The organism is Saccharomonospora cyanea NA-134 (assembly GCF_000244975.1).
GTDB lineage: Bacteria > Actinomycetota > Actinomycetes > Mycobacteriales > Pseudonocardiaceae > Saccharomonospora > Saccharomonospora cyanea.
On record NZ_CM001440.1, the window covers coordinates 3,165,516 to 3,189,385 of the forward strand.

General features: G+C 71.9%; 23 protein-coding genes. 7 read left to right on the top strand and 16 right to left on the bottom strand.

All coding sequences use genetic code 11. The features are described from left to right. Nucleotides 1-15: 15 nt before the first annotated feature. The 8 genes from SACCYDRAFT_RS14850 to aztB form a co-directional block, all read right to left on the bottom strand. A complete protein-coding gene (locus SACCYDRAFT_RS14850; protein ID WP_005457302.1) occupies nt 16-1,125 on the bottom strand; it encodes an acetate/propionate family kinase in 1,110 nt (369 codons plus the stop codon). Next, the gene (locus tag SACCYDRAFT_RS14855; RefSeq protein ID WP_005457303.1) at nt 1,125-3,464 is read right to left on the bottom strand and encodes a phosphoketolase family protein; all 2,340 of its coding nucleotides are present in this window, start codon (nt 3,462-3,464) and stop codon (nt 1,125-1,127) included. The genes SACCYDRAFT_RS14850 and SACCYDRAFT_RS14855 overlap by 1 nt, the downstream gene beginning before the upstream one ends. 224 nt (nt 3,465-3,688) lie before the next feature. Next, nucleotides 3,689-4,108: an OsmC family protein gene (locus SACCYDRAFT_RS14860; RefSeq protein ID WP_005457305.1), complete on the bottom strand. Its 420-nt coding sequence runs from the start codon at nt 4,106-4,108 to the stop codon at nt 3,689-3,691. A gap of 29 nt (nt 4,109-4,137) precedes the next feature. Beyond that, entirely contained in the window at nt 4,138-5,880 is a 1,743-nt protein-coding gene (locus tag SACCYDRAFT_RS14865; RefSeq protein WP_005457307.1) for a pyruvate dehydrogenase, read from the bottom strand. 77 nt (nt 5,881-5,957) lie between these two features. Further along, a complete protein-coding gene (aztD, locus tag SACCYDRAFT_RS14870) occupies nt 5,958-7,121 on the bottom strand; it encodes a zinc metallochaperone AztD (RefSeq protein ID WP_005457308.1) in 1,164 nt (387 codons plus the stop codon). 18 nt (nt 7,122-7,139) lie between these two features. Continuing rightward, nucleotides 7,140-8,057, bottom strand: a complete 918-nt coding sequence (aztC, locus tag SACCYDRAFT_RS14875; RefSeq protein ID WP_005457310.1) for a zinc ABC transporter substrate-binding protein AztC — start codon at nt 8,055-8,057, stop codon at nt 7,140-7,142. Next, the gene (locus SACCYDRAFT_RS14880; protein ID WP_005457312.1) at nt 8,054-9,238 is read right to left on the bottom strand and encodes an outer membrane protein assembly factor BamB family protein; all 1,185 of its coding nucleotides are present in this window, start codon (nt 9,236-9,238) and stop codon (nt 8,054-8,056) included. The genes aztC and SACCYDRAFT_RS14880 overlap by 4 nt, the downstream gene beginning before the upstream one ends. Further along, nucleotides 9,235-10,107: a zinc ABC transporter permease AztB gene (gene aztB, locus SACCYDRAFT_RS14885; protein ID WP_005457314.1), complete on the bottom strand. Its 873-nt coding sequence runs from the start codon at nt 10,105-10,107 to the stop codon at nt 9,235-9,237. Before aztB ends, SACCYDRAFT_RS14880 begins: the two co-directional genes overlap by 4 nt. A 51-nt stretch (nt 10,108-10,158) precedes the next feature. On the opposite strand from aztB, the gene aztA reads away from it, so the two are divergent. Continuing rightward, nucleotides 10,159-10,878: a zinc ABC transporter ATP-binding protein AztA gene (gene aztA / locus SACCYDRAFT_RS14890; protein ID WP_005457315.1), complete on the top strand. Its 720-nt coding sequence runs from the start codon at nt 10,159-10,161 to the stop codon at nt 10,876-10,878. Nucleotides 10,879-11,154: 276 nt separating this feature from the next. Here aztA and SACCYDRAFT_RS14895 read toward each other — a convergent pair whose 3' ends face one another. Further along, on the bottom strand, nt 11,155-11,865 hold the full coding sequence (locus tag SACCYDRAFT_RS14895; protein WP_043537309.1) for an MBL fold metallo-hydrolase: 711 nt from the start codon (nt 11,863-11,865) through the stop codon (nt 11,155-11,157). A gap of 120 nt (nt 11,866-11,985) precedes the next feature. Between SACCYDRAFT_RS14895 and SACCYDRAFT_RS14900 the strand changes: the two genes are divergently transcribed. Together SACCYDRAFT_RS14900 and SACCYDRAFT_RS25495 are read left to right on the top strand one after the other, a co-directional pair. Then, complete coding sequence (locus tag SACCYDRAFT_RS14900) at nt 11,986-12,729, top strand: SDR family NAD(P)-dependent oxidoreductase (RefSeq protein ID WP_005457318.1); 744 nt, start codon at nt 11,986-11,988, stop codon at nt 12,727-12,729. A 24-nt stretch (nt 12,730-12,753) separates the two neighbouring features. Continuing rightward, entirely contained in the window at nt 12,754-13,278 is a 525-nt protein-coding gene (locus SACCYDRAFT_RS25495; protein ID WP_005457320.1) for an SAM-dependent methyltransferase, read from the top strand. Nucleotides 13,279-13,289: 11 nt separating this feature from the next. Here SACCYDRAFT_RS25495 and SACCYDRAFT_RS14910 read toward each other — a convergent pair whose 3' ends face one another. Then, on the bottom strand, nt 13,290-14,273 hold the full coding sequence (locus SACCYDRAFT_RS14910) for an Acg family FMN-binding oxidoreductase (protein ID WP_005457321.1): 984 nt from the start codon (nt 14,271-14,273) through the stop codon (nt 13,290-13,292). A gap of 177 nt (nt 14,274-14,450) precedes the next feature. On the opposite strand from SACCYDRAFT_RS14910, the gene SACCYDRAFT_RS14915 reads away from it, so the two are divergent. Then, a complete protein-coding gene (locus tag SACCYDRAFT_RS14915) occupies nt 14,451-15,122 on the top strand; it encodes a response regulator (RefSeq protein ID WP_043536517.1) in 672 nt (223 codons plus the stop codon). 52 nt (nt 15,123-15,174) lie between these two features. On the opposite strand, the gene SACCYDRAFT_RS14920 is transcribed toward SACCYDRAFT_RS14915, so the two are convergent. Genes SACCYDRAFT_RS14920 through SACCYDRAFT_RS14930 form a run of 3 tightly spaced genes read right to left on the bottom strand, consistent with a single transcriptional unit; the run spans nt 15,175 to nt 18,767 of the window. Next, nucleotides 15,175-16,929 carry a sensor histidine kinase gene (locus tag SACCYDRAFT_RS14920; RefSeq protein ID WP_005457323.1) on the bottom strand — a complete coding sequence of 585 codons (1,755 nt, stop codon included), beginning with the start codon at nt 16,927-16,929 and terminating at the stop codon, nt 15,175-15,177. Nucleotides 16,930-16,986: 57 nt separating this feature from the next. Then, nucleotides 16,987-17,757 (bottom strand): hypothetical protein, encoded by a 771-nt coding sequence (locus tag SACCYDRAFT_RS14925; RefSeq protein WP_005457324.1) that lies wholly within the window; start codon nt 17,755-17,757, stop codon nt 16,987-16,989. After that, nucleotides 17,754-18,767, bottom strand: coding sequence for an Acg family FMN-binding oxidoreductase (locus SACCYDRAFT_RS14930; protein WP_005457325.1), 1,014 nt, complete (start codon nt 18,765-18,767; stop codon nt 17,754-17,756). The genes SACCYDRAFT_RS14925 and SACCYDRAFT_RS14930 overlap by 4 nt, the downstream gene beginning before the upstream one ends. A gap of 138 nt (nt 18,768-18,905) precedes the next feature. Here SACCYDRAFT_RS14930 and SACCYDRAFT_RS14935 point away from each other — a divergent pair, with 138 nt between their 5' ends. After that, nucleotides 18,906-19,355, top strand: coding sequence for a universal stress protein (locus tag SACCYDRAFT_RS14935; RefSeq protein WP_005457326.1), 450 nt, complete (start codon nt 18,906-18,908; stop codon nt 19,353-19,355). A gap of 62 nt (nt 19,356-19,417) precedes the next feature. Here SACCYDRAFT_RS14935 and SACCYDRAFT_RS14940 read toward each other — a convergent pair whose 3' ends face one another. Genes SACCYDRAFT_RS14940 through SACCYDRAFT_RS14950 form a run of 3 tightly spaced genes read right to left on the bottom strand, consistent with a single transcriptional unit; the run spans nt 19,418 to nt 21,837 of the window. Continuing rightward, nucleotides 19,418-20,023, bottom strand: coding sequence for a CBS domain-containing protein (locus tag SACCYDRAFT_RS14940; protein ID WP_005457327.1), 606 nt, complete (start codon nt 20,021-20,023; stop codon nt 19,418-19,420). Next, complete coding sequence (locus SACCYDRAFT_RS14945) at nt 20,024-20,905, bottom strand: universal stress protein (RefSeq protein ID WP_043536520.1); 882 nt, start codon at nt 20,903-20,905, stop codon at nt 20,024-20,026. Then, nucleotides 20,902-21,837, bottom strand: a complete 936-nt coding sequence (locus tag SACCYDRAFT_RS14950) for a universal stress protein (RefSeq protein WP_005457329.1) — start codon at nt 21,835-21,837, stop codon at nt 20,902-20,904. The genes SACCYDRAFT_RS14945 and SACCYDRAFT_RS14950 overlap by 4 nt, the downstream gene beginning before the upstream one ends. A gap of 212 nt (nt 21,838-22,049) precedes the next feature. On the opposite strand from SACCYDRAFT_RS14950, the gene SACCYDRAFT_RS14955 reads away from it, so the two are divergent. Together SACCYDRAFT_RS14955 and SACCYDRAFT_RS14960 are read left to right on the top strand one after the other, a co-directional pair. After that, a complete protein-coding gene (locus SACCYDRAFT_RS14955; RefSeq protein ID WP_005457330.1) occupies nt 22,050-23,066 on the top strand; it encodes a type I glyceraldehyde-3-phosphate dehydrogenase in 1,017 nt (338 codons plus the stop codon). Further along, nucleotides 23,066-23,794 carry a site-2 protease family protein gene (locus SACCYDRAFT_RS14960; RefSeq protein WP_005457331.1) on the top strand — a complete coding sequence of 243 codons (729 nt, stop codon included), beginning with the start codon at nt 23,066-23,068 and terminating at the stop codon, nt 23,792-23,794. Before SACCYDRAFT_RS14955 ends, SACCYDRAFT_RS14960 begins: the two co-directional genes overlap by 1 nt. The last annotated feature ends 76 nt before the right edge of the window (nt 23,795-23,870 follow it).

Consider the following 23,870-nt stretch of genomic DNA (forward strand, 5'->3'; position numbering starts at 1 on the left):
GACCTCTCGATCGCCTCACGAGGGTGCCGGAGCACCCGTCGGCCCCACGGACAGCGTCTCCTCGCACAGGCGTGCGAGTTCGTTCTCCTCCCGGCAGGTCACCAGCACGACCGCCGTCCGGGAGGACTCCGCGCTGATCAGCCGGTCACCGGTCGCGCGGTTGCGCGCGGGGTCGACCCGGGCGCCGAGCAACGCACCGTCGAAGAGTTCCGCACGCAACCCCGGCTGGTGCTCCGCCACTCCTCCCGTCAACACGACGGCGTCCGGTTCCGCCGCCGACACCGCCTGCGCCGCCATCTCCCGGCGAAGCCGGTGCAGGTACACGTCGAGAGCCAGCCGCGCCTCGGGGTCGCCCCGGGCGCGGGACCGCAACACCTCCCGAACGTCTCCGCTCGTCCCGGAAAGCCCCGCGAGCCCGGAATTCCGGTTGAGCGCGGCCTCCACGTCGGACACGGACAGCCCGTGCTCGCGCAGAAGGTACAGCGGTATGCCCGGGTCGATCGATCCGCACCGGGTGGCCATGGCGGCGCCCTCGAGCGGGGTGAAGCCCATGGAGGTGTCGAGGCTTCGCCCGCCGACGACGGCCGTCACCGACACTCCCGCACCGAGGTGGCAACACACCAACCGCAGTCGCCGGACCGGACGGTCGAGCAGCTCGGCGGTCCTGCGGGTCGCGTGGGCGAGCGACAGCCCGTGGAAGCCGTACCGGCGGAGACCGTACCGGTCCCGCCACCGCCGAGGCAGCGGGTACGTGGCCACGTGCGCGGGCAGGCCGGCGTGGAAGGCGGTGTCGAAACACCCCACCACCGGAACGCCGGCAGGCAGGTCCAGAGCGTGCCGGGCCAGCGTCAGCGACCGCGGCTGGTGCACGGGCGCCAGGGGCACCTGGCACCGCAGTTCGGCGAGGCTCCCCTCGTCGAGCACCGTCGGGGTTGTCCGGTCCCCGCCGTGTACGACACGGACCGACACCGCGTGGACGGGCGGATGTGCCGCCGCGAAGCCCTCCAGCTCGTCCCGGGTCACGCCGTCCCACTCCGCGACGTGCTCTTCGGCGGCCACCACGCCGCCGTCCACCACGGCGAGCTTGAGGCTCGACGAACCGGGGTTGACGGTGAGAACCCGCATCAGCCCACCCACCTCCAGTCGCGGATCTCCGGGAGGTCCTCACCGGTACGCCGGATGTGGTCGTGGTGGCGGTCGAGGTGGTGGAGCAACCGTTGCCGCAGGGTGCCGAGGCGATCGGCGACTCTGGGAATGCGTTCGAGCGCGGCCAGGGCGAGGTGGAAACGGTCGATCGCGTTCAGCACGCACATGTCGAACGGAGTCGTGGTCCCCCCGTTCTCCGAGAAGCCGCGGACGTGCACGTGATCGTGGTTGGGCCGGTTGTAGGTGAGTTCGTGGATCAACCACGGGTAGCCGTGGAACGCGAAGATCACCGGCGTGTCGCTGGTGAACACCGCCGTGTAGTCCCGGTCGGACATCCCGTGGGGGTGCCTGTGCGGAACCGGCAGGCGGGTCAGGTCCACCACGTTGACGACGCGGATCCGGAGATCCGGCACGAGTTCCCGGAGGACGTGCACCGCCGCGACGGTTTCCTGGGTCGGCACGTCTCCCGCACAGGCGAGCACCACGTCGGTTCCCCCTTCGTGGTCCGTGCTCGCCCACTCCCACAGGCCGAGCCCGCGTTCACAGTGAGCCCGCGCCGCGTCGGAGTCCAAGTACTGCGGTTCCGACTGCTTGCCCGCGACGATCACGTTCACCAGTCCCCGTGACCTCAGGCAGTGCTCCGCGACGTGCAGCAGGCAGTTCGCGTCGGGAGGGAGGTAGACCCGGGTGATCTCGGCGCGCTTGCTGAGGATGTGGTCGATGAAGCCAGGGTCCTGGTGCGAGGCGCCGTTGTGGTCCTGCCGCCAGACGTGGGAGGTCAGGAGGTAGTTGAGGCTCGGCACCGGGCGGCGCCAGGGCTCTTCGGCCGCCATGTGGAGCCACTTCGCGTGCTGGGCGACCATCGAGTCGACCAGGTGCGTGAACGCCTCGTAACTGGAGAACAACCCGTGCCCACCGGTCAGGAGGTAGCCCTCCAACCAACCCTGGCACAGGTGCTCGGACAGGATCTCGAACACCCGGCCATCGGGGTCGAGGTGATCGTCGCCGGGGAGCGTGGGCAACCGCCAGCGGCGGCCCGTCACCTCGAACACCGCGTCGAGCCGGTTGGAGGCGTGCTCGTCCGGCGAGAACAGCAACAGGTTCCCGCGGCCTGCGTTGAGGCGCATCGCGTCGCGCAGGTAGCGCCCCAGCGCGCGGGTCGACTCGGCGTCGCGCCCGCCGGGCGCGCGCACGTCGACGGCGTGCGCGGCCACCGGCGGCAGGCGCAGCTCCCGCTGCACCCAGCCGTGTGCCAGGGGGTTGGCGCTCATGCGCAGCTCGGGTTCCGGACAGTGTGCCTCCACCAGCGGAGCCGGGGAACCGTCCCGGTCGAACAACTCGTCGGGTCGGTAGGAACGCAACCACCGCTCCAACTGCAGTAGCTGCCGCGGGTCGTGGCGGACTCCGGGCAACGGCACCTGATGCGAGCGCCAGGTGCCCTCCACCGGCTCCCCGTCGCGCAGGGCCGGGCCGGTCCACCCCTTGGGCGTGCGGAGCAGGACCACGGGCCGCCGCCCTTCCGCCATCCGGACGAGACACTCGTCGAGCGCCGCCGCGTAGGCCTCGTGCACGGCGGTCGGGTCGGTGCCCTCCACCTCGATCGGCTCCCAGCCGTGGCCGCGGACGAACGACCGGAGGTCCTCGCGTGGCAACCGCGACAGCACCGTGGGGTTGGCGATCTTGTACCCGTTCAGGTGCAGGATCGGCAGCACCTGGCCGTCCTCGACCGGGTCGAGGAAGGCAGGTGCCTGCCAGCTCGCCGCCAACGGACCGGTCTCGGCCTCTCCGTCCCCGATCACGCAGGCCACCACCAGGCCGGGCTTGTCGAGAGCGGCACCCGTGGCGTGGGCCAACGCGTATCCCAGCTCTCCGCCCTCGTGGATGGACCCGGGCACATGAGGTGACGCGTGGCTCGGCACCCCGCCGGGGAAGGAGAACTGGCGGAACAACCGCCGCATGCCCTCCTCGTCACGCGCGACGTCGGGATGGCACTCCGAGTAGGTTCCCTCCAGCCACGCGGCGGCGTTGAGTGCCGCGGACCCGTGTCCCGGGCCCGCGACGAACAGAACGTTCGCCGAGGTCTCGCGGATGACGCGGTTGAGGTGGGCGTAGGTGAGGGTCAGGCCCGGCACCGTCCCCCAGTGGCCGAGCAAGCGGGGCTTGACGTGTTCCGCCACGAGGGGCTCGCCGAGCAAGGGGTTGTCCAGCAGGTAGATCTGCCCCACCGCGAGGTAGTTCGCGGCGCGCCACCACGCGTCCAACCCGGTGAGCCACTCCGCGTCGGAGCGCCTAACCCGCCCGATGTCACCCGCCGGCACCTCTCGGGTCGCAACCACACTGCCAGCGTTTCCGGCACACCGTCTTCCGGCGACGGCACGTCGGCCCTCGCGGTGGGGCCATAGGTCCTCGGCGTCCCGGGTGACGGCAGCGCGCCTCGGACGGCGCGGCCCGCAGGCCACCGCCCGAGTGCGCGAAAACCGGCCTGATCGCGCTACCCACCTGTGGGCGGACCGTGCCACCGGCTCCGCCACCGGGCTGCCGGCTATTCGATGACCATGCGCACGGGCGTGCCGTGCTCGATCGTGCGGCTCACGGTGCAGAGTTTGTCGTGCGACAGGGCGACCGTGCGGGGCAGGATCGCGCGGGCGGCGTCGCCCTGCGCGCCCTCCGGAAACCGCACCGTGAACGTGACGGTGAGGTTCTCCATGCGGTTGCCGGCCTCCTTGTCCGACACCTTGTCGCCGCTCACGGTCACGGTGAACTCGTCGGGTTCGGTACGCCTGCTGGTGGCGACGTCGGTGTCGATCGCGGTGCACCCGCCGATCGCGGCGAGCAGCAGTTCCACCGGGCTGAACTCGTCGTCGGAGTTACCGAACCGGAGGCTGCCGCCCCGCCCGTTGTGCGCGACGTAGCGGCCCTCGGACTCCCGCTCGACGCGCACGGACCTGTGAGATGTCGTCATGGCGTCGAACCTACCGCCATGATCCCCACTCAGGGCCTCGGGATGTTGCGGAGGTTCGACCGCGCGAGCTGGATCATGCGCCCCACACCACCCTGCAACACCATCTTGCTGGTCGCCAGGGCGAAACCGGTGAGCTGCTGACCGGTGATGCGCGGCGGGATGGACAGCGCGTTCGGGTCGGTGACGACGTCCAGCAGCGCGGGACCGTCGTGGTCGAGGACGGCGCGGATACCGCTGCGCACGTCCCTGGGATCGTCGATCCGCACGCCGTACGCTCCGGCCGCACTCGCGATCGCCGCGTAGTCGGTGTCCGGGTAGGTGGTGGCGTGCGGGGGCAGCCCCGCCACGAGCATCTCCAGATCGACCATGCTCAACGACGAGTTGTTGAACAGGACGATCTTCACGGGAAGTCCGTAGTGGACGATGGTGAGGAAGTCGCCCATGAGCATGGAGAACCCGCCGTCGCCCGCCATGGCGATCACCTGCCGCGCGGTGTCGGGAAGCTGCGCGCCGATGGCCTGGGGCATGGCGTTCGCCATCGAACCGTGCGTGTACGAACCGATCATGCGGCGTCGGCCGTTGGGGCTGAGATAGCGGGCGGCCCAGACGTTGCACATTCCGGTGTCCACCGTGAACACCGCGTCGTCGGCGGCTTCGTCGTCCAGGACCGAGGCGACGTACTCGGGGTGGATCGGTTTGTGTCGCTCCACGTCGGTGGTGTAGGCGGAGACGACGTTCTCCAGGACGTCGGCGTGCTTGCGCAGCATCCGGTCGAGGAACCGCCGATCGGTCTTGCGGTTCACCCGGGGTGTCAGCGACCGCAGCGTCTCCCGGACGTCGCCGCACACGCCGTGGTCGAGCCGGGACCGCCTGCCGAGCGCCTCGGGGCGCGTGTCCACCTGCGCGATCCGCACGTCGTCGGGCAGGAAAGGCCGGTACGGGAAGTCGGTCCCGAGCAGGATCAGCAGGTCGCACTCGTGCATCGCCTCGTACGCCGCGCCGTAGCCGAGCAGCCCCGACATGCCCACGTCGAACGGGTTGTCGTACTGGATCCACTCCTTGCCCCGCAAGGCGTGCCCGACCGGGGCGAGCACCTTGCCCGCGAATTCCATCACCTCGTCGTGCGCATCGGCGACGCCGCGACCGCAGAACAGGGTCACCCGCTGCGCCTCGTCGACCATCTGGGCGAGCCGGTCGACTTCCGCCTCGCCCGGCCGCACGGTCGGGCCGCCGATCGGGAGCGCCATCTCGGTGCGCCTGCGTGGGAGGTCCATGCCCGCCACGTCGCCGGGCAGAACGAGCACCGACACCCCCGACCGGCCGATCGCGGTCTGGATGGCGATCTGCGCGACCTGCGGCATCTGGTCGGGCGTCGAGACCATCTCGCAGTAGTGGCTGCACTCGGCGAACAACCGTTCGGGATGCGTCTCCTGGAAGTACGACGTGCCGATGTCCTCGCTCGGGATGTGGGCCGCGATGGCGAGCACGGGAGCCGAGCTGCGGTGCGCGTCGTACAGGCCGTTGATGAGGTGGACGTGGCCGGGCCCGCAGCTACCGGCACACGCGGTCGGCCTGCCGGTGATCTGGGCCTCGGCCCCCGCGGCGAACGCGGCGACCTCCTCGTGCCGCACCTGCACCCACTCGATCTTGGGGTTTCGCCGAACGGCGTCGGTGACCGGGTTGAGGCTGTCGCCCACGACGCCGTACACGCGCTGTACCCCGGCCTGCACCAGCATGTCCACCAACTGCTCGGCCACCGTCTGGTTGGCCATGCGCACTCCCCTCTCGGCCGACGCACACTCCGCCGAGAAGTAGCCCTTTCCCGGTGGGGTGAAACGTGGACCCGAGGTCAGCCCGCCACGCCGCTCAGCTCGTTCGGCACGTGCGGCAGGGTCGTGGTCGCCTCTTTCTCGCCGGTGGCGAGGTTCAGCCGGTGCACCCGTTTCGTCGCCGGGTCGGTGACGTAGGCGTCGTCACCACGCACGAACAGGGCCGGGCGCGGCTGCTGCCACTCCAGCGGTTCCTCCCACGGTTCGAGCACCGGGATGGTCTTCGTGACCTCGGCGCTCTCGGGGTCGATGACGTGCAACCGCCCGTCGGTGCCGAGGACGAGCGCCTCCCCCCGCGGACCGCGGCCGAGAGAGCGGAACGTGTAGCTCGTACCCAGGTCGACCAGCTCCAGTGAGGTGTCCCTCGTGTCGATGAGCGAGATCCGCTCGGGGCGTTCCAGCTCCGCGTCCGGGTCCTGCTTGTAGTCGCCGAGCACGATGGGCGAGACGTCCGAGCCTGCCTGGTTGCCGATACGCCCGTACTCGGTGGGGCTGTCGACCTTCGTGATCTCGCCGCCCGCGTACACGAGCACGCCGTCCTCACAGCCCACGACCACGGCACCGCCCTGCGCCGTGGCCTCACCGTGGACACCGGGGCAGTCCTCGTTGCGGGTGAGTTCCTTGCGCTGCGCGTCGAGTACCGCGATGCCGCGCCGCTCCTCCTCGTCGCCGAGCGTGACGAGGAGTCCGCCGTCCTCGACGGCGACGGCGACCCCGTGGTGCGGTTCGGCCGTCCGGTAGGTCTCGGTGGCCGACTTGCCCTCGCCGAGGTCCGCCGGATCGAACGACGTCACCGTGCCGGAGCCGTCGGCGAACAACACGGTGCGGCCCGCGTGGCGGACGACGTGTCCCGGCTCCGGTCCGGGGAACACGACGTCGGTGAGCTCGCCCCGCGACGCGTCGAGCACGCGGAACCCCTCGGACGTCGACACGAGGACGTGGCTGTCGTCACCGGCGGGATTGACCCGCAGGAAACCCGGCAACGGTACCTCGGCGCGGGGTTCCAGCGTGCGGCCGTCCAGTACCGACACCCCTCCGTCGTAGGTCACCACGACGGGATCGGTGATGAGCGGCTCCGCTCTGGTCGTACCGGGGTCACCCGCCGCGCACGCGCCGCTCAGGGCCACGGTGGCGACCGCGGTAAGCGTTGCCGCCACGTGTCGGCGGCCGGATGGTGTGGTCATACGTTTCTCCTTCTCGGGTCAGCTCCGGGCGAGGCCGGAGACGATCGCGTCGGTGTTGGCGCGCATGAGCTCCAGGTAGGTCGCGGCGCCGCCCTCGGGGCCGGTGAGCGACTCGGAGAACAGCGGCACCACGGCCACCCGGACGCCGACGTGGTCGGCGAGTACGCGGGCGAGCCTGTCGGGTTGCGACGAGTCGGTGAAGATCGCGGGCACCCCCGCGGCGCGGATGGTGTCGGCCAGTTCCGCGAGGTCGGCGGGGCTCGGCGAGGCCAGGGTCGTGCCGCTCGGCACGACGGTACCCACGACGTCGAAGTCGTAGCGGGCGGCGAGGTAGCCGAAGACGTGGTGGTTGGTGACGAGTGTGCGTCGCTGGGCCGGGATTTCCGCGAACCGTCCGCTCATCCACGAATCCAGATCGACGAGCTGCCGCCCGTATCGCCGGGCGTTGGCGCGGACGGCCTCCGCGTCGATCCCGCCGACGTGGTCGACCACCTGCTCGGCGATCACGTCGACGGCGGCGCGTACCCGCGCAGGGTCCGTCCAGAAGTGCGGGTCAGGACGCCCCCGGCTGTCACCGCCGGAGTAGTCGAGCGGGTCCACGTGCTCGGCCACGGACACGGTCGCCACCCCTGTCTCCTCGGCGGCCTCCACGTGGCGCGCCACGCCTTCCTCCAGGCCGAGTCCGTTGGCGACGACCAGATCGGCGTGCTCCAGCGTCGCCGCCTCCCGCGCGGACACGGCGAACGAGTGGGGATCGGCTCCCGGCGGCATCAGCACCGTCACCTCGGCCAGTTCACCGACGATCTCTCGCGTGATGTCGCCGAGGATGTTCGTGGTCACCACCACGCTGCCCGAGCGGTCCTCGCCGCCCGCGCATCCTGCCGCGAGCAGCCCGAGGCCCAGGAGCACGCAGCCGAGCGTGCGCGGCGTCCTCATCGCCCCGTCTCCACGAGGTGGGTCGGTGCGATGTCCAGTTCGAACGTCCGCGCCACGCGGAGTCCGTCGCGGTAGTCGATCTCGTACACGGTCTGCGTCGCCGCCTCGTTGACGTAGGCGCGTTCGGCGTCCACCTCGATCACGGGTGGTGTGTCCTGCTCGACCGCGTCCTCGAACAACGACGTCTCCGCCAGCTCCTCACCCGTCTCGGCGTCGAACGCCCGCAGCACCCCTTCGGGATCGAGCGCGAGCACGGGACCGTCAGCGCCCACCGCCGTCGTCGCCACGGTGGGGCCGATGTCCAGCAGGTTCCACGCGGATTCCGCGGTGTCGAGCACCCACACTCCGCTCTCCCCCGCCGCCGCGGCGAGGACGGCGCTGCCGCGACGGTGGGCGAACTCCCCGGCCACCTCGGTGGCGCCCTCCGGGTGGGGAACGTGTTCGGCGCGGTACTGGCCGTCATCCTCGGACACGATCACCGCTCCGTCGGCGCAGGAGACCATCGCGACGTCGGACCGCACGGCGGTCGCGTCCCCAGGGTCGATACACCTCGTGTCCGGTTCCGCCAGGAGCTCCCCGTCGAGGTCGCGCACCTCGACGGAGCCGTCGACCACGAACACGAGGCCGTCACCCACCGGCACTCCCGGCCCTGCTTCGACGGAGACCGGTTCGGGCACCGTGCCGTCGTCCAGCACTGCCCTGTCGAGCACCGCAGTCGGTCCGTCGGGGCCGGACAAAGTGGTCCCCCAATCCGCTCCGTGCACGTCGTCCACCGGGCCGATCCGAACGGCTCCCACCATCGCCGGATCGGCGTGGTAGTAGTGCCGGTGGTCGCCGTGATCCACCGTCCACGCTCCCCCGTCCACCACGTGCACTCCCGAGGAAGTGGCCAGGTAGGCGAAACGGCCGTCCGTGTGGACGGCTCGCGGCGGCTCCACCTTCCCGAGTTCGACGACGTCCTCGGTCAGCAGATCCAGCGCCCGAACCTCGCCGCTGCCGGAGTCGGCGACGACCAGGCGAGGGCGCGGTTCGGCAGCCTCCGTCGCCCCGGGCACGTACCCGTGGGGCGTCGCAGTCGGCGACGGTTCGGCGGGGGTCGCGGTGGTACCGCAGGCCGCCAGTGACGTGGTCACCAGCAAGGAGGCCAGCAGGCGCGGTCCCCGGTTCTTCGGATGTCTCACGTCGGAGTCTCGACCTTCTCTTGGATTGTCCACTCTGGATTCAGCAGGGGCCGGACCCGGTCGCGCAGGCGTGCCAGGGCCGACGAGACGAAGTACTGGGCCACGGCGACGGCGGCGATCGTCGCGCCGGCGGCCGTTCCGGCGTGCCACGAGACGAGCAACCCGAGCACCGTGGCCGTGCAACCGAGCAGCGTCGCACCGACCAAAGCGGCGGGAATCCGCCGAGCCCACGCCAGTGCCGCAGCCGGAGGCGCGACCAGCAGGCCGAAGACCAACAGCGTGCCCACGACATGGAACGACGACACCGTGGCGAGCGTGATCAGCGCCAGCAACGCCGCGTGCGCGCGGCCCGGTCGCAGCCCCAGCGTGTGCGCGATGCGCGCGTCCAGTGTGAGCGCGACGAACGCGCGGTAGCCGAGTACCGACACGACGACCGCCACCAGCACCGCGACGGCCAGTACCCCGAGGTCGGCGTTCCGGACGGCGAGCACGTCACCGAAGAGGAATCCCGTGACGTCCACGGCGAACGACTCCGAGCGCGAAACGATGATGACTCCGGCCGACAGCATGGCCACGAACAGCAACCCGATGCCGGTGTCGTGCGACAGCCTTCCCGACCGGCCCAGAACGGTGACACCCGCGGCCAGCACACCGGCGCTCAGCGCCGCGCCGACGAACGGGTTCGCACCCAGCAGGGATGCCAGGGCCACGCCGGGAAGCATGCCGTGCGAGAGCGCGTCGCCGAGGAACGCCATTCCCCGCAGCACCACCCAGGTGCCGGCGAGAGCGCAGACCACCGAGACGAGCACGCCACCCCACAGCGCCCGCTGCACGAAGCCCACCTCGAACGGGGCGATCAGCCACTCCATGACAGCGGAGCCTATATTGGAAATGATTTTCATTTCAAGGGGTGAGTTGCCATGGTATGCACCACACAGGCCGATGCCGAACTCGACACCGTGTCAGCGGGTTACACGGGACGTCCGGTGCTGCACGACGTTTCCGTCCGCTTCCCGCACGGCCGGATCACGGCCCTCGTGGGCGCCAACGGGTCGGGTAAGTCCACAGTGCTCGGTGTGTTGGCGGGACTGCTGCGTCCGGTGGCGGGCACGGTACGAGCGCCCCGACGCCCCGCACTCGTAGCGCAGCACACGGCTGTGCCCACACTGCTGCCGCTCACGGTGCGCGACACGGTGAACATGGGCCGCTGGGCGGCCCGGGGCGGCCCATGGCGGCGGCTGTCCCGCCACGACCGGGACGTGGTGGACCGCTGCCTGAGCCTGCTCGGCATCGGTGACCTCGCGACACGGACACTGTCGGCCCTGTCCGGTGGTCAGCGACAACGGACGCTGGTGGCACAGGCGCTCGCGCAGGAATCCACACTGCTGCTCCTGGACGAGCCGACGTCCGCACTGGACACTTCGGCGAGCGCGGCGATCCTGCGCGCACTCGGCGACGCGCGAGCCGAAGGCACCACGGTCGTACACGCCACGCACGACCTCGCCCAGGCACGGCAGGCCGACCACTGCGTCGTCCTGCGGCAGGGCACGGTCTTCGCGGCCGGATCACCGGAGGCGGTGCTGTCCCCCGACGTACTGCACGCGGCTTGGGGACTGTCCGGCCCCGGCGAAGCGGGCTGAACCACACGCCGCCGGGCGGCTCCCCGGGATACTCCGGTTCCCGCGGTCGTTCGCGTGGACGATCGCACCGGCACCCGTTTCCGGCGGGGAACGAGAGTCGTAGGGGCCGGGGTGGCGTCAGCCACCGGGTCGCGCACCGGGTGACTGGGGACGCGCTCGGTCCCGGCGCGACCTACCGCGTGACCGGACGACCGTTCCTCGCGTCCGGCAACGACCTCGCGTCCCGCCCGCTACGTGGAACGCGGCGCCATGGTGACGGTCGGCGGCGCGAACCGGTCAGCCGCCGAAGAACGTGCGCCACTCCTCCAGCGAGCGGGGCCGGAAGACGACGTTGTCACGGCGAACGTTCGACAACGAAGCCGACGGCTCCGCCGAGTACCAGTGCCCCGGGTAGACCACCGGGTCACCCGGGAGACCGGCCAGCCAGCGCAGGCTCCGGTACATCGCGTCGACGTCCCCACCCGGCAGGTCGGTGCGGCCACAGCCGTCGAGGAACAACGTGTCACCCGCCACGAGCGCGCCGTCGAGCAGGAAACACTGGCTGCCCGGCGTGTGACCCGGCGTGTGCAGCAGGCGGATGGTGACGGAACCCACGTCGAGACGGTCGTCGTGGTCGTGGGCCACGAGGTCGGTCTTCGACACTCCCGTGGTGCGGCGCACCCATTCCAACTCGGCGGCGGCGACGTGCACCGGCACCTGAACGCGCCCCAGCAACTCGGCCAGGCCCGGCAGGGAGAAACCGAGCAGGTCGCCGCCGACGTGGTCGGGGTGGTGGTGGGTCGCGAGCACGCCGACGAGCCGCATGTCGTCGTCCGCCAGCACGCCGAGCAGGTCGTCGATCGCGTAGGCGGGATCCACCACCACTGCCTCGCGCGTGTCGCGGTCACCGATCAGATAGGTGAAGTTGCGCATCTGGGTGGCCACGGGGTCGCCGACGGCGAAGTCCCGCCCGGACAGCAGCTGCCGGAAGTACAAGCGCTCGGACATGCGCCGCATGGTAACCCCTCGGCCGTACGGGAACTGCGGACACACGTGCACGGGTCCTCGCATCGCACGATGCGGACACGCGTACGCAGACTGCGGACACGCGTGCGGCAGGATGACGCCATGGACGGGACAGTGGTGGTACTGGGTGGGCGCAGCGAGATCGGATTGGCCGTGGCCACGCGGTTGGCCCGCCAGGGCGCACGGTCCTTCGTGCTCGCCGCGCGGCGCAGCGCGGACCTCGACACCGAGGAACACGCGTTGCGGACAGCGGGGGCCGAGACGGTGACGCGCGTGGAGTTCGACGCCGACGACCTCGCCTCGCACGAACGGGTGCTGGGCGGCATCGTCGCCGAGCACGGTCCCGTCTCGGTGGTGGTGACGTCGTTCGGCATCCTGGGCGACCAGGCACGGGCCGAGCGCGACGCCGCCCACGCCGTGTCCATCGTGCACACCGACTACACCGCGCACGTCAGCGTGCTCACCCACGCCGCCAACCTGCTCCGCGCTCAGGGACACGGCGCGCTCGTCGTGTTCTCCTCGGTGGCGGGCGTGCGCGTGCGCCGCGCCAACTACGTCTACGGCTCCGCGAAGGCGGGCCTCGACGGGTTCGCCTCCGGCCTCGCCGACGCCCTGCACGGCAGCGGGGTGCGGCTGCTGCTGGTGCGGCCCGGCTTCGTCATCGGCCGGATGACCCACGGCATGAAGCCCGCCCCGTTCTCCAGCACGCCCGAGGCGGTGGCCGACGCCACCGTGGCGGCACTGCGGTCGGGACGCCACACCGTGTGGGTGCCCACCGTGCTACGGCCGGTGTTCGCGCTGATGCGCCTGCTTCCCCGCCCGATCTGGCGGCGGCTGCCCCGCTGAGCGGGCGCCTCTACGCTTGAGGCCATGGGCACCGGAGCGAGTGACCGGTTGAGTTGGGCCGTGGGAACGCTCGGCCTGAGGCCCACCGACCGGGTCCTGGAGGTCGGTTGCGGACCCGGTGTCGCGGTGTCGCTGGTGTGCGAACTGCTGACCGACGGGCACGTCACGGCCATCGACCGCTCGGAGGCCATGACCGCTGCGGCCGCGCGCCGCAACGCGCGGCACATCGCCGAGGGTCGCGCCGACGTCCGCACGACCCCGCTGGCCGAAGCCGGTTTCGACCACGAGCGGTTCGACGTGGTCTTCGCCGTCCGTGTCGGGGTCTTCTCCCGCGGTGAGCCGACGCGGGAACTCACCGTCGTACGCGACCACCTCGCGCCCGGTGGTCGGCTCGTGCTCGTCGAGCAGCCGCCGACGGCCGAGCGGCTCGACGAGGCCGTCGACACGCTCACGCGTCACCTCGTCGCACACGGATTCGTGGTGCACGACGTCGTGCGGGCCGAACCGCCCCTCGTGCCCGGCGCCTCGGTGATCAGCACACCGGTCTGAGGACTCCCGCGTCACTCTCGGCGGGAGAGCAGCTCGTTCTGGTGCCGGCGCGGGCTCTGCGGCACCACCCCGGACGGCCTGCCGACGCGCATGAGCAACTGCGGGTGCCCGGTCAGCGACAGCTGCTCGCCGAAGCGTCGCCGAGCCTCCGGCAGGTGCAGCGGGTGCGTTTGCACGGCCGCCACGAAACCGCGTTCCACGGCGGCGAGCCACAGCCGCTGCATGGCCAGCCCGATGCGCACGTGCGCGTCCCTGTCGTCGGCTTCGGTGGCGAACAGCAACACGGTCTCCTCGGCGAGCCGGTCGGCCAGCGCCTGCCGGTGGGGTAGCGCGGTCTGAGTACGCACCAGGCCCGCCCACGGCAGCGAGGACGGTGGGGACGCGCTGCCTGCGACACCGGCGCCGTGCGCGCGGGAGCGTTCGTCCCGGATCGTCCAGATCGCCAGCTCACGCTGGTAGCCCCGGTCCTGCTTCAACACGCCTCCGGCGTATTCGAGCAGGTCGGCCAGTGCGTCGATCTCCACCGGACCGTTCAACGGACGGACGCGCACGTCCTCGTCACCTGCCTCCGGGACGAGGCGGGCCACGTCTTCGCGGGACAGCACCGGGCCCGCGAACGGTCTGCGGTAGCTGCGCCTGCGGGAGATGGCGGAGTACCGATGCAGCTCGGTCTCACGGGGCCGATGTTCGCCCTCGACGGTCAGCCGGGCCACGAGGTCGGCGTCGGGGCCGTCCGGCAACAGTCGCACCCGGGACTCCAGCGACAGCACGCGCGCGGCGATCTCCAGGTTGGCCACGGCCGCACCGCACGAGATCGTGCGGTCCCGGCCGCGTGGGTCGTGGTGCGGCAGGGAAAGGTCGGCGCGCTCGAACAGCACCGCCTCACCGTCGGGCAACTCCAGCCGCCACGGCTGGATGTTGTGCACCGAGGGCGCACGGACGACGGCCCTGGCGAGCACGTCGGTCTCACCGGCCGACCACTCGCGCTTCGTCATGGTTCGACGATTCCCACTCGGGGGCCTCACGACACCGGCCGAAGAGCCCGCGCGCGAGGGTCGAACGGCCTCGCCCGGCGACTCGGGACCACCCGGCCGGGTCACCGGGGCCGAAGCCCCCACCACGGGTGACCTCGACGCCCTGCGGCGGCGACGGTGGAGAACTACCCTGCCGGGATGACCATCAGCGTCTTTCTCGTCGACGACCACGAGATCGTTCGCCGCGGCCTCGCCGATCTGCTGGAGAGTGAACCGGACATGCGGATCGCGGGCGAGGCGGCGTCGGTGGGCGAGGCGCTCACGCGCATCCCGGGTTCCGGTGCCGACGTCGCCGTGCTCGACGTGCGGCTGCCCGACGGCAACGGCGTGGAGCTGTGTCGGGAACTGCTGTCCGGGACAGAGGGTCTGCGGTGTCTGATGCTGACCTCGTACCACGACGACGAGGCGTTGTTCAACGCGATCATGGCGGGGGCGTCGGGGTTCGTGCTCAAGCAGGTGCTGGGTTCCGACCTCGTCTCGGCCGTGCGCACGGTCGGCTCCGGTGGCTCGCTGCTGGACAGCAAGACGACCTCGGCGCTCATGAACCGTATCCGGAAGGAACGGGACGACGCCGATCCGGTGGCCGAGTTGTCCGAACAGGAACGGGCGGTGTTCGAGCTGATCGGCGAGGGCCTGACCAACCGGGAGATCGCCGCGCGCCTCTTCCTGGCCGAGAAGACCGTGAAGAACTACGTCTCACGGCTGTTGGGCAAGCTCGGCATGCGGCGCCGTACCCAGGCCGCCGTGCTCGCCACCGAACTGCGCAAGCAGAACCCGGCCCGGCCGCCGAAGCACGGTCAGAGCTCCTGACGCATCGGCGTTCGATCGGGGAGCGGCGACTGGACGGCGCGGGCCGAACAGGTCAACGTGTCAGGGGCGCTGAGAGCGGGACGCGCCACAGCACGCACGTTCCGCCGCCGGGCTCGTCCAGCAGGGTGAGTTCCCCGCCGCACTGGCGGGCGCGTTTGTCCATGTTGTCCAGACCACTGCGCTGAACGTCGCCCGGCATGCCCACGCCGTTGTCGGCGACCTCGACCACCAGCTGTCGTTCGGACGCCTCCACCACGATGCGCACCGCGTCGGCGCCCGAGTGCCGCAGCACGTTGCTCAACGCCTCCCGGAGCACGGCCTCGGCATGCTCGCCCACGTGCGGCGGGACGAACGTGTCGACCGTGCCCGACAGCTTCATGGTGGGCGTGACGTCGGTCTGCGTGGTGAGCTGCTCCACGATGTCGAGCAGCCGCCTGCGCAGGCTGGCCTCACCCGGGGCGCCGGAGGTGTGCAGGTCGAAGATCGACGTGCGGATCTCGCGCACCGTGTTGTCGAGCTGCTCGACGGCCTGCTCCACGCGCAGCCGCGCGTGGTCGTCACCGATGCGACGCAGGGTGCCCTGCAGGCTCATGCCGGTGGCGAACAACCGTTGGATCACGTGGTCGTGCAGGTCCTGGGCGATACGGTCGCGTTCGGCGAGCAGGTCGAGCAACCGCTGGCTGCGCTGTTTGTCGGCGAACTCCAGGGCGACGGCCGCCTGGTCGGCCAGCGAGGTGAGCATCGGCAGGTGCTCCCGCTCGAACGCCGGCGCGCCCTTGGCCCGCGCGGTGACGAGCGCCCCGCCGGTGCCCGCGGCACCGACGAGCGGCAACACCGCGCCGGGCCCGAGACCGGCCGAGCCGGCACCCGGCTCGTCGGGCAGCGCCGACGTCAGGTCCGCGAACAGGCGCGGGGTGCCCTCACGCATGACCTCGGCGACGGGCGAGTCACCACCGGTGTCCACCACCAGCCCGGCGAGTGCGGAGCTGTGCCGGCCGGTGGACACGCCCACCGACACGTTTCCGGCCGTCTCGTCGGTGGCCAGAAGGATGAACGCGTCGTCGGCATCGGCGAGTTCACACACCCGCCGCACGACGAGTTCGAGCGTCGCCTCCACCGAGGCGCCGCCCAGCAGTTCGCCGTTGATGTCGGCCACGGCACCAAGCCACCGCTCCCGCGTCCGGGACTGCTCGAACAGGCGGGCGTTGTCCACGGCGACGCCCGCCGCGGCGGCGAGCGTCTGCAACACCACCTCGTCGTCGGACGTGAACTCGGCGCCGCCCCGTTTCTCCGTGAGGTAGAGGTTGCCGAACACCTCGTCACGTACCCGCACCGGCACACCGAGGAAGCTGTGCATCGGCGGATGGTGTTCGGGAAAGCCCACCGAGGCGGGATGCCGGGCCAGGTCGGCGAGCCGCACCGGTCGCGGCTCCTCGATCAGCAGTCCGAGCAACCCCTTGCCCTCGGGCAGGTGCGCCATCTTCTCCCTGATCTCCTCGGCGACGCCCACGTGCACGAACTCGGCGAGCCCGCCTTCGTCGTCGAGCACTCCCAGGGCTCCGTAACGGGCGTCGACGAGCTCGGTGGCCGCCTGCACGATGCGCTGCAACGTCGAGTCCAGTTCGAGTCCGGACGCCACCGCGAGCACCGCGTCCAGCAGGCCCTGGAGGCGGTCGCGCGTCCTGACGATCTCACCGATGCGGTCCTGCACCTCGTGCAGCAGCTCGTCGAGGCGCAGTCCGGTCAGTGCATGCGTTCCGAGGCGGTCGTCGTCGGTGCGTCCGTCCGTGGGCTCCTCCGCTGCCATCGGCCTCTCCGCTCGGGGGCTGTCCTCGCCAGTCCGTATTCCCTGGACAGACGGGCCTCAAGCCCCTGATGTGGACGGTGGTCGACCGAGCACGAGCAGCGACTGCGGGCTGCCGTCCACGCCGGTGTGGCGGACCATGCGCTGCCGGAACTCACGCATCTCGAACGGCTCCACCACCGGGTGCGCGGTGAGCCCGAACACGGTGGCCGCCAGCCAGGCACGCTGAAGTGCCACACCCGCCACGAGCTGTCCGCGCCTGCCGTCGGTCGCGGTGAGCACGAGCAGCCCCGGTTCCAGGCCGCGTTTGCGGTGCGCGGCCACGACGGCCGCGACGGGGACGACCCTGGCGTCGGCCGTCGACGCCGCGCGGACGATCGCGTCACACACGGCGGGGTCCAGTGCCGCCGGGTCGCGTGGGTCGAGCGGAGCGTGGTGCCTGCGTTGTTCGAACACCGCGCGGAACTGGCTGATGTCGACCGGCGAGGGCCGATGCCGCCGGTTCGCCACCACGGTGGCCACCAGCTCGGCCCGCTCCGGGTCGCCGAAGAACACCACCTCCGGTGCCCAGCCGAGGACCCGCACGGCACAGACCACGACCGTCAGCGCGCAACCGCAGGCGATGACCCCGTTGCGGTTGGCCCCGGCGTGGTCCCGCAGCGGCGCGGGCAGGTTCTCCGCGATCTCGACCCGGTGACCGTGTACGCGAACCGTCCACGGTTCGGCGAGACCACAGCGGTGGGCGTGCGTCGCGGCGCGGGAGAGCACACCCTTCTCCTGCTCGGACCACGTGTGGCCCGCGAGCGAGAGAACGGGTGGCCCGACGGTCACGACCCTCGTGCCTCCCGTACACCGAGCAGCACGTCGTCGAGACCGCGCCGCGGAGTGGGAGTGCCCGGATGTCCGTAGCCGAGCCGCAGCGCCGCCTGCGGGTGGTGCGCCCCACCCAGCAGCGTGCGCAGTTCGGCGCGGGTGCGGGGCACTTCGAGGGGTTGCGCGAGGAACGACGCCTGGAGGCCGGAGGCGGTGGCCGTGAGCAGCACCCTCTGGAGAGCCTGGCCGGCCCTGACCGCGTCGCGGCGCGTGTCACCCGGGGTGGTGAGCACGGCGACGAGCGGCTGCCGCTCGAACTCGCGTGCCGCCTTGTCCGTGTCCCCACCGAACGCCCCACCGAAATCGCGCAGCGCCAGGGCCGCCTCGTCCTTCCCTCGCGGCCCGCCCGCGGACAACGGCACCCCGTCGCGCCGCTCGCCGTGGTGACTCCACGCGGCCAGTTCGGTGGTGAACGCCGGGTCGTGGCGCTGCACGTGCTCGGCCCGGCGCAGCAGAGCGGCGAACGTGTCGAAGGAGGCGGGGTCGGTGAGCAGCGCCAGTCCCGCGCCCTCCTCACTCGCGGCACGCGTCAGCGCGTGCCGTACGGCCGAGGGCACCGGTGACTCCGCGAAGGGGCGGCGGTTGGTGTGCCGCGTCTCGATCACGTCGGCGAGCCGCACGTCGTCGGCGGACGGCGGCCTGCCGACGCCGGCCCGCAGCGTGGCGAGCAACTCGGGGTGCCGCCGGTCCGGCAGCACCGACACCGCGCAGGACAGGCCGCCCCGGGCGAGCGCGAGCCGGATGTTGAGCACGGCCGCGCCGCACGCCAGTACCGCCTCCCTGCCGTCGGGGTCGCACACCGCCAGCACACGGCTCTCGTCGAGCACGACGTCGATCTCCGCGTCGCGCGTGGCGAACAGCCAGGGCTGGGTGTTGTGCGGCGAGGGCGCCCGAGTGCCCGCCCGCAGCGCCTCCGCGACGGCCTCGCCGAAGGCACCGGCCACCGTTCCGGTCTCGGTGTCGGTCATGGCCTTGAGTGTGGTGGTCCGTGACCCGACGTGACAGCGGCGCTCGTCCTGCTCCGGCAGGGTCTTTGGTCCCGGAGTCGGATCACTCGGGACCTCCGGCCCTTCACCGCCGTTCGCCGTTGCCGCGACCCTGGAGCCATGCCCGGTGACGCCCCGACCGGCGGCACGATCGTGGTCGGCATCGACGGCTCCCCCGCGTCGAGTCAGGCGCTGCGGTGGGCGTGCTTCCAAGCGGAGATCACGGACGGGAGCGTGCTCGCGATCTCGGTCAGGGAGGAGACGGGACTGCTGCCGGGGTCGGAGTTCGCGCTGCGCCAGCGTGGCACGTGGCGCGACCACGACGCCGTGCGGGCCGCCCTGCACCGGGACGTCAGCATGGTCACCACCTCGGCGCCCGTGCGCGAGCTGGTCGTCACGGGGGAACCCGCGGACGAGCTGCTGTCCGCGGCCAGGGAGGCCGACCTGCTGGTGCTGGGCACGCACGGGCACCGGACGCTCAGCACCGTCCCGCTGGGCGGAGTGGCGGCCGAGTGCATCCGGCGTGCGGTGTGCCCGCTGGTGCTGGTGCCCGCCGCTCCGGCCCGGTAGTCCCGGCCGCGTCCAGCCCGGTGTGAGCCGGGGTCAGCGGTGTCGGCCGGTGTCGGCCGGTGTCAGTCGGGGTCACGGCCGCGGTGGCGGACCGCCGCGTGGACCACGCCGGGGACCGACTCGGCGAGCACCGTCGCGACGTGGCGATCGGTGGCGTCGTCGTGGTCGTCCTCGATCGTCACCGTGCCACCGGTGACCTGGACGCTCCACCGGTCGGGACCGCCGTAGATCATCAGCCGGCGGCGTACGTCCCTGGCGATGTCGGCGTCGTCGCGCGACAACGCGCGCACGATGTCCCTGCGGGTCACGATGCCGACCAGCTTCTCCCCCGCGAGTACCGGGACCGCCCGGTGGTGTCCCTCCAGCAGTGTCCCCACCAGATCGGCCACGTCCGCGCCCTGCTGGGTGCACGTGGGTGCGGGCGTCATCACCTCACCCACCGTCCCCGCGACCGGCCCCGTGGAGGAACCGGAACGGTAGCGCGCGTCGTGCGGCACCCGGCCGGTCATGACGTCCGCTTCCGTGACGACGCCGACCACCCGGCCCGCGTCGTCGACCACGGGCAGCGCCGTGAAGCCGTGCTCGGCGAGCAGGCGCGTCGCCCGCTTCACGGAGTCGTCCGGTGAAGCGGTGACCACGGGGCTGGTCATGATGTCCTTGGCGCGCATCTACTCCCCCGGTGTCGATCGGACCACGGCGATGGCGCACGGTGCGTGGACCACCAGCGCCCGGCTGGTGGAACCGAGCAACATGCCCTTGAAGCCGCTGCGGCCCCGGCTGCCCACCACGAGCAGCCGCGCGCCCTCGGCGTACTCCAACAGCGTGCGCACGGGCCGCCCCCTCACCACGACGGTCTCGACGGCGACGTCCGGGTGACTGTCCCGCAACGGCCCCACCTGCTCGGTGAGGGCGGCACGCTCTCCTGCCTCGATCTCGTGGGGGTCGACCCGGAGTGGATAGCGGGGTACGGCCTCGTCGAGGAAGATGCCGCGCCAGGTCCGCACCACCGTCAGCGGCGCACGCCGGTCGGCGGCCTCGGCGAACGCGAACCGCAACGCCGCCGTGCTGGCCTCGGAGCCGTCCACGCCCGCCACGACCGGCGCCTCCGGCGGCAACGGCTGCTGCGGGACACGTACCACGACCACGGGCGAGTGACCGTGAGCCGCGAGCCCCACCGCCACCGACCCGACCAGCATGCCCGTGAACCCGCCGAGGCCCCGGGAGCCGAGCACCGTCATCCGTGCCCGCCTGGACTCCTCGACGAGCACGCTCACCGGCTCGCCCTCGGCGAGTGTGGTCTCCACGGTGACGCCGGGGGCGACCTTCCCGGCCGCCTCCCTCGCCTCGTCGAGCCACTCCGTGCCCTGGTGCCGCATGCCCTCCCGGAGCTGGGGGAAGGTCGCGGCGGACTCCGGGTACCCGTACATCGGCACGACGTAGGCGTGAACGAACCGCAGGGTGTCACCGCGGGCGGCGGCTTCCTCGGCGGCCCAGTGGGCGGCGTCGACAGCGGACCTCGACCCGTCCACACCCACGACGATCATGCTCATCCTGTCTTCTCCCGACGTCGACTACGGTTTGCCCGGGTCTGCGTTCCGGTCCGGCCCGGTACCACGAGCAACGGGCACGGCGCGGACCGCGCCAGCGCGTGGCTCGTCGACCCGAGCAACCGGCCGCTCAGTTCCCGGTGACCGGTGCTGCCGACGACGAGGAGCTGCGCTGGCCCGGCGTGGCGTAGCAGGGCGGGCGTCGGCCCGTCCCGTGCCACCACACGCTCGACCTCGACCTCGGGGTACCACTCCCGCATACCCGCCAGACGTTCCGCGAGCGTGATGGCCTCCGCCGTCTCGCTCTCACCCCACGGCCCACCACTCCGGTGGTGGAACAGACCGCGCCGGGATCCGCTCGCGGCGTGCACGGCGACCAGCGGCGCACCACGCAGGGCGGCCTCCTCGTACGCGACGACGACGGCCTCCGCGCTGGTGGGTGACCCGTCGACCCCCACAACGACCGGGCCGTGTCCCCGAGGGCTCTCGGTGTCGTCCCGCCAGCGCACCACGGCGACCGGGCACGGTGCGTGACCCATGAGACTCGTGGCCACCGCGCCGAGCCTGCCACCCTGGCCCTGCACCTCGTGCCCACCGATGACCACGCAGGCCGCGTGGTGGGAACGCTCGGCCAGCGCCGACGCCGCGCTTCCCACGACCAGTTCGGTGTCGATCCGTACCGATCCGCCCTCGCTTTCGGCCACCGCCCGTGCCCGCTCCAGCCAGGTGCGGCCCTCGGCCTCCAGCTCCACGAAGTGGTCCGGACTCAGACCGATCCCCGTGCCGTACGGCGTGGGCGGGTCCATCGCGGTCACCAGCAGCAACGGTCTGTGCCGCCGGGCCGCGGTCAGCGCCGCCCACGCCGTGGCCCGCAACGCCGGTTTCGTACCGTCCACTCCCACCACGATGCTCGCGGTGGCACCCGCGCTCGTCATCCGGCAGCTCCCTCCGGCCTTCTTCCGCTGACCAGGGTGACGGCCCGGGGCATGGCGGGACAGGAGTCGAAAGCCCCTGGCCCGGCGGGGAATGGGCCGGGAAGCCACCGCCAGGGCACCGTTGGTCCTCGTCCGGTCGGGGCCGTTCGACTCTGCCCACGGGCCACCGTTCACGGCGAGGATCAGGATGTGCCGGGGACAAGGAACTCGACATGACCCTCGTGCTGGGCATCAACGGGTTCGGTCGCGTCGGAAGGGCGTTGCTCCGCTGCGTGCTCGCCAGGCCCACCGGCGCGGAGCCGGTCGAGGTGGTGGCCGTGAACGACCCCGCCGACCTGGCCGCCCTGGCGTACCTGCTGGAGTACGACTCGACGTACGGACGGTTGGAACATCCCGTGCACGTACGGGGACGCACCCTGTGCGTGGGATCGCACCGTGTTCACGTGACGGCGGGCGAGCGGCCCGGCGACGTGGACTGGCGGGCTTCCGGGGCCGACGTGGTCGTGGAGACCACCGGCCCCGCCTCCGCACGCCGGGACGCGAGCCTCCACCTCGACGCGGGGGCCCGCAAGGTGATCGTCGCCGCGTACCACCCCGGTGCCGACGCCACCATCGCGGTCGGTATCAACGACGACGACTACGACCCCGGCCGCCACCACGTCGTGTCGGCCGCGTCCGGCGCGGCACACTGCGTGGCGCCGATGCTGCTCGTGCTGCACCGGGCGTTCGGCGTCCGGCACGGGGTGCTGACGACCATCCACAGCTACACCAACGACCAGTCCCTGCTGGACCAACCCCACAGCGACCTGCGCCGATCACGGTCGGCCGCCGTCAACATCGTGCCGACCTCCACGGGGGCTCCCCGTTCCCTCGGCGCGCTGCTGCCGGAGTTGGCCGGAGCCACCGAGGCGGTCGCCGTACGGGTTCCGGTGGAGGACGGGTCGCTGGCCGACCTCACCGTCGTGGTCCGCTCACCCGTCACGCCGGGTCAGGTCAACCGGGCGTTCGCCGACGCCGCGGCCGGACGGCTCCGCTCCCACCTGCACTACACCGAGACGCCGGTGGTGTCGCGGGACGTGGTGGGGTCGTCCGCGTCGTGCGTGTTCGACGCGGGGCTCACCACCACGTGTGCCGGTCTCGTGAAGGTCTTCGGCTGGTACGACAACGAGTGGGGTTACGCCAACCGCCTGCTGGACCTGGCCCGGCTCGTCAATCCGGGAGGCTCGTGATGGCGTGCCGTTCTCTGGGCAGCGCCGGTGGTGTACGGCTCGACGTGCACGCCTCCGCTGCCGTGACCGTCGTGGTGCTGACGTCCGTGCTGGCTCTCGGCCTACTGCCCGTCACCGCGCCCGCCCAACCCGCCGCGCTGTACTGGCTGGGAGGGCTGGCCGTGGCGGTCGGGTTCTTCGCCTCCGTGGTGCTGCACGAACTCGCGCACGCGGTGACCGCTCTGCGGTACGGGGTCGCCACCCGCCGTGTGGTGCTGTGGCTGCTGGGCGGCACGGCCGAGCAGGAGACGTTCCCACCGGGTCCCCGCGCCGACGCCGTGATCGCCGTGGCGGGCCCCGTGGCCAGCGCCGGTGTGGGGCTCGCGTGCTGGGCCGTCGTGCTCGCCTTCGAGCCACTGCTGTCGGCGACGGCGCTGGCGTCGCTGCTGTGGCTCGGCCTGGCGAACCTCGCCTTCGCGGTGTTCGCCCTGTTGCCGGGAGCTCCGCTGGACGGCGGGCGCCTCGTGCGGGCCGCGGTGTGGTCGCGCACCCGCGACCGGGACCGGGCCGACCGGGTGGCACGCCGCTGCGGGCGCGTGCTCGGCGGGGTGCTCATGGCGTGCGGCGCGGCAGCGGTGGTCCTCTTCGGACAGTTCGTCGCGATCTGGGGCGCCGTCGCGGGCTGGGTCCTGCTCAGCACCAGGACGGTGGAGGCCACCGCGGCCGGCGCGGACACCGTCACCCCGTAGCCGCCCGGCCGGAGGACGTACGTCCATGGCGGGCCGGGACCGGAAAACCTAGGCTCGAACACGTCAGGTGGCCGGC

Coding starts and splice junctions, on each gene's coding strand:
- SACCYDRAFT_RS14850 (WP_005457302.1), bottom strand. CDS start 1,125: ATGCGGGTTCTCACCGTCAACCCCGGTTCGTCGAGCCTCAAGCTCGCC.
- SACCYDRAFT_RS14860 (WP_005457305.1), bottom strand. CDS start 4,108: ATGACGACATCTCACAGGTCCGTGCGCGTCGAGCGGGAGTCCGAGGGC.
- SACCYDRAFT_RS14865 (WP_005457307.1), bottom strand. CDS start 5,880: ATGGCCAACCAGACGGTGGCCGAGCAGTTGGTGGACATGCTGGTGCAG.
- aztD (WP_005457308.1), bottom strand. CDS start 7,121: ATGACCACACCATCCGGCCGCCGACACGTGGCGGCAACGCTTACCGCG.
- aztC (WP_005457310.1), bottom strand. CDS start 8,057: ATGAGGACGCCGCGCACGCTCGGCTGCGTGCTCCTGGGCCTCGGGCTG.
- aztB (WP_005457314.1), bottom strand. CDS start 10,107: ATGGAGTGGCTGATCGCCCCGTTCGAGGTGGGCTTCGTGCAGCGGGCG.
- aztA (WP_005457315.1), top strand. CDS start 10,159: ATGGTATGCACCACACAGGCCGATGCCGAACTCGACACCGTGTCAGCG.
- SACCYDRAFT_RS14895 (WP_043537309.1), bottom strand. CDS start 11,865: ATGTCCGAGCGCTTGTACTTCCGGCAGCTGCTGTCCGGGCGGGACTTC.
- SACCYDRAFT_RS14900 (WP_005457318.1), top strand. CDS start 11,986: ATGGACGGGACAGTGGTGGTACTGGGTGGGCGCAGCGAGATCGGATTG.
- SACCYDRAFT_RS25495 (WP_005457320.1), top strand. CDS start 12,754: ATGGGCACCGGAGCGAGTGACCGGTTGAGTTGGGCCGTGGGAACGCTC.
- SACCYDRAFT_RS14910 (WP_005457321.1), bottom strand. CDS start 14,273: ATGACGAAGCGCGAGTGGTCGGCCGGTGAGACCGACGTGCTCGCCAGG.
- SACCYDRAFT_RS14915 (WP_043536517.1), top strand. CDS start 14,451: ATGACCATCAGCGTCTTTCTCGTCGACGACCACGAGATCGTTCGCCGC.
- SACCYDRAFT_RS14920 (WP_005457323.1), bottom strand. CDS start 16,929: ATGGCAGCGGAGGAGCCCACGGACGGACGCACCGACGACGACCGCCTC.
- SACCYDRAFT_RS14930 (WP_005457325.1), bottom strand. CDS start 18,767: ATGACCGACACCGAGACCGGAACGGTGGCCGGTGCCTTCGGCGAGGCC.
- SACCYDRAFT_RS14935 (WP_005457326.1), top strand. CDS start 18,906: ATGCCCGGTGACGCCCCGACCGGCGGCACGATCGTGGTCGGCATCGAC.
- SACCYDRAFT_RS14940 (WP_005457327.1), bottom strand. CDS start 20,023: ATGCGCGCCAAGGACATCATGACCAGCCCCGTGGTCACCGCTTCACCG.
- SACCYDRAFT_RS14945 (WP_043536520.1), bottom strand. CDS start 20,905: ATGAGCATGATCGTCGTGGGTGTGGACGGGTCGAGGTCCGCTGTCGAC.
- SACCYDRAFT_RS14950 (WP_005457329.1), bottom strand. CDS start 21,837: ATGACGAGCGCGGGTGCCACCGCGAGCATCGTGGTGGGAGTGGACGGT.
- SACCYDRAFT_RS14955 (WP_005457330.1), top strand. CDS start 22,050: ATGACCCTCGTGCTGGGCATCAACGGGTTCGGTCGCGTCGGAAGGGCG.
- SACCYDRAFT_RS14960 (WP_005457331.1), top strand. CDS start 23,066: ATGGCGTGCCGTTCTCTGGGCAGCGCCGGTGGTGTACGGCTCGACGTG.